This window comes from Frankia sp. CoWAU3 (genome assembly GCF_977971855.1).
In genome coordinates, this window is record NZ_CDWWXB010000118.1 from 4,800 (window position 1) to 8,442 (window position 3,643).

Below are 3,643 nucleotides of genomic sequence, written 5' to 3' on the forward strand. Positions count from 1 at the left end.
GCGGCATGTCAGCGTCTTCTGCCTGGATGCCAGGCGCTACAGCCGTCAGGACATCGCGACGCAGGCGAGCTGGCGGGAGGGGCTGCGCCGGATCGTCGATGAGGCGGTCGGAGGCGCCGGCCTGCCTCCCCGGTCGATCCGGCTGCGCCAGGATCGTGGCGACGGCTTTCTTGCGGCCGTGGCCGCCGACGTTCCCAAGGCTGTCCTCGCGACCGAGTTCGTCCGGGAACTGCGGATCGCGCTGCGGACCTACAACCGAGGGCGTGACGAGACCGGTCGAATCCGGTTGCGGTTGGCCCTGCACCAGGGCGAGGTGGGTATCGACGGCAGTGGTTTCGTCGGCGACGCGGCGGTGGTCGCCGCCCGGCTGGTCGACGCGGACCCCATCCGGCAGCTGCTGGAACAGGACAGGAACGCGGAACTGGCACTCGTCCTATTGTCCGAATTCTACCACAGTACGGTGGCCGGGCGGCTGCGGGATCTCGACCCGGCGCAGTACCGCCGAGTCGAGGTGTCGGTGGCGGGCAAGTACGAGGGCCTCGTGTGGATCACGCTGCCGGGGCGCCCGTTTCCGGTGGTGCGGACCCCGTCGAACGGTTCCGATCAGGGGCCGGTCGCGGCTGGGAAGTGGGACTTCCTCATCTCCGCGGATCCGTCCGATGAGGCCTGGGGCTCCTGGATTGCCCGCGTGTTGGAAGGCCGGGGTCATTCGGTGCATCTGGCGGCCCTCGACGCGCTGCCCGGTGAGCACGAGATCGGTCTGCTGCACGAAGGGATCTCGCAGTCCCGGCGTACCCTCGCCGTGCTGTCGAAGAGCTACCTGGCCTCGGAGAAGATGCAGGCGGCCTGGCAGGCGGATCCCAACGGCGTGAAGCGCACGCTGATCCCGATCCGCGTCGAGACCTGTGACCCGGCCGGGCTGTTGCGCGGCATCAGCTACATCGATCTCGTCGACAAGAAGGACGGTGCGGCGGCGGAGCTTGAACTGGTCAGGCAGATCGTCCGGTCCCTGAACGGCCGCGGTTCCCGGCCGTCGACTCCGCCACCCTTCCCCGGGCAGCGATCCTGACCGGCCGCCGGCCGGGATCCTCGCGGCCCGCCGCCTCGACATCGTCGGAGTCACCAGCGGTGCCGGTATCGGGGTCACCAGCGGTGCCGGCGTCGATCAGCAGTCGGCCGAGCCCGCGGCCGTAACTCGTGCTTCCCTCCAGCCTGGACCAGTCGGCCAGCGCCGTCATCATGGCCCGCAGTCCCGCTGCGGACGGTTCTCCGGCAACCGCCTGCTCGGCCTGGCTCTGCACTCTCGCCAGCCAGGTCAGCGCCTCGTTGCCGGCTGTCCGGGCGCGCCGGGCCGCCTCGTCGATCCGGGCCCTGCGCAGGATCGGCCGGCCTGCCGCCGTCGGCGCCCCGGCCAGCCGGAGCAGTCCGGCGGCGCGTCCGCCCTCCGACCCGGCGCGCCCGTAGGCGGTCAGGGCCCGCTGCCACAGTTCCTCCGCGCGTTCCGGATAGGCCGTTCGCGACCGGATGACCCGGCTCCCGCCGGGCCGACGGCCGAGCGTCTGCGCCCCGCCGTCCGGGAAACCGGCCCAGTCGCCGCGCACCAGCGCCGCATGGGCCAGTGTTGCGTGGTCGGACCCGGCGCCGGCCTCGACCGCGTCCAACGCCATGCCGGCCTCGGCCTCCTGGTTCGCCCGGAACAGCAGATCCGCCCGCAGGATCCGCGCGTACGCCGCCGCCTGTGGCACCGGAAGCTCGTCGAGATGGGTGACGAAGAGGTCAGCCGTGGCCAGGGCCTGCATTACGAGTGTTCCGGCAGGGCCGGCGGTCCGTGCGGCGCGCGGTGGATCGGCGCCGTGACCGTGCACAACCACGTTACAGGGCAGGCGATAGGGCATGCGATGGGGGCCGGGCTCGTGCCTCCGGCCGGTTTCGCGGTGGTCGACGCGGTGACCGGTCAGGGCCAGTTGTGCCCGCGCCACCCGAATGCCGGGGATGATCTCGGCAGCGAGCACGCAGATGACCGCGGTCGTCGGTTCGAGCAGTGCGTGCCGTTGACGGGAGATGACCTGCGTCGTCCAGGCGATCAGCGGGGCGTCCGTCATGGTTCGCGACGGCCCGGCTGGTTTGGCCAATCCGGCCGGAGGCGGAGCGAACGTCCTCGTGGCCCAGGCTCGGACGACGCCGACGTCATCAGGGGACCAGTTGAGGTCGAGAGCCAGCGCGGCGAGGTAGAGCGCCTCGTGCGCCGCCATGTGATCGGGGTCGGTCGGGTCGTGTTCGCTCTGCCGCAACTCCCGCAGTGCTCCTTTCGCCCGGCCGGCGGCGAGCGCCGTCGCCGCGCCGATGAGATGGCGTTCCGCGGGAGGCGGGGAGGGGTAACGGAGGGGCACACCCGCGGGCTCGACGCGGTGCTGTTCGTGCAGCAGGAGCGCTACCAGGAGCTGGGCTGAGGCAAGCGGCATCGTTGCGGTGTTCCTTCACGGACAGCGGGATGGCTCCGGAGCCGGATTTCACCGGAAGAAAGGAAAAATAGCGAGGCATGCCGACAGTATCCGGCGACCCGCCGCGCGGAAATCCATTCCGGCGCTCTCGCCGCGGCCAGGTCGTGGTATCTCTGGTATCTCGCTGTATTTTTATAATTCTGAAAATGTTATTCATTGTCTCTCGGGAAATACGAAGACCAGGGTGGACGTATGACCGGAGCGGACGCGGTCCTCAGGTCTCCGCAGGAGCATCCGGGCGTGTGGGACGCCGTCGACCTGGCTCAGATCGGATCCCATGGCACCGCGTCGTAGCGGCGGGTAAGCGTCGTCATGAGCCATTCGGATCCCGCGAAGAGGTGGCCGTCGATGGCCCGGACGGGCGCGATCCCGCGTGAGTTGGTGACGAAGGCGGCCTCGAAGCCCGCCAGGTCCGCCAGTCGCACGGGGGCCCGTACGCTGGGCGGGCCGCCGTCCGCCGGTGCCTGCTCCAACAGCGTCATGGTGACTCCGCGCAGGGCGGGAGCGTCCGGCCAGACGATCATGTTGCCATCGAAGAAACCGATGTTGGTCATTGCGCCCTCCGCGATGAGCCCGCCGGGGGCGGTCAACAGGGCGTCGTCGTAGCCGTCACGGCGGACGAGCCGGCCGTGCTGGATCTGCGCGAACGTCCCGAGATGCTTGAGGTGGGCGAACGGGCGCAGGTACGGCACTGACCGCAGCCGTTGTGGGGTGGTCGGCATGGTTGCCGGTTCGCCGACCGCGACGATGACGCGCACCCCTGCGCCGTCCGGCCGCTCGGTGACGACAATCCGGACCGTGGCATCCAGCGCGGTGGCGGTCGTCGCGGTGGCGGTCGTCGCGGTGGCGGCTGTCGCCGTGGCGTACGGTGCCTGCCGGATGCGGTGGCGAACCAGCTTGCCGTCCAGAGGCTCGCCGTAGAGCTCCTGGTTCGCCTCATTCAGCCGGGCGGGATGCCACCGCAGGCCCCGGGCCTGACCGGCTCGCACCTGCAGCACTGTGAAGTGGCCGTGGGGGAGCAGGGCTAGGCGGTGTGGCTCATCGAGGGGAACGGGGTGCCCGTCGATTTCGACGCGTCGAAGTGTGGGAGTGACCACCTTGGCCACGATAGTGACCCGCCGGCGGGCGGCGGTTCCGTGGGC

Annotated in this window: 3 protein-coding genes; 1 reads left to right on the forward strand and 2 read right to left on the reverse strand. The window is 70.3% G+C overall.

Annotated elements, in window-relative coordinates:
* On the forward strand, positions 1–1,069 hold a 1,069-nt coding region (locus AC08ON_RS11640; protein ID WP_476616951.1), incomplete at its 5' end, for a toll/interleukin-1 receptor domain-containing protein.
* Here AC08ON_RS11640 and AC08ON_RS11645 read toward each other — a convergent pair.
* Positions 990–2,462, reverse strand: a complete 1,473-nt coding sequence (locus tag AC08ON_RS11645) for a hypothetical protein (protein WP_476607599.1) — start codon at positions 2,460–2,462, stop codon at positions 990–992. The genes AC08ON_RS11640 and AC08ON_RS11645 overlap by 80 nt on opposite strands.
* Positions 2,463–2,764: 302 nt before the next feature.
* On the reverse strand, positions 2,765–3,643 hold an 879-nt coding region (locus tag AC08ON_RS11650; RefSeq protein ID WP_476616952.1), incomplete at its 5' end, for an aminotransferase class IV family protein.

Coding starts and splice junctions, on each gene's coding strand:
- AC08ON_RS11645 (WP_476607599.1), bottom strand. CDS start 2,462: ATGCCGCTTGCCTCAGCCCAGCTCCTGGTAGCGCTCCTGCTGCACGAA.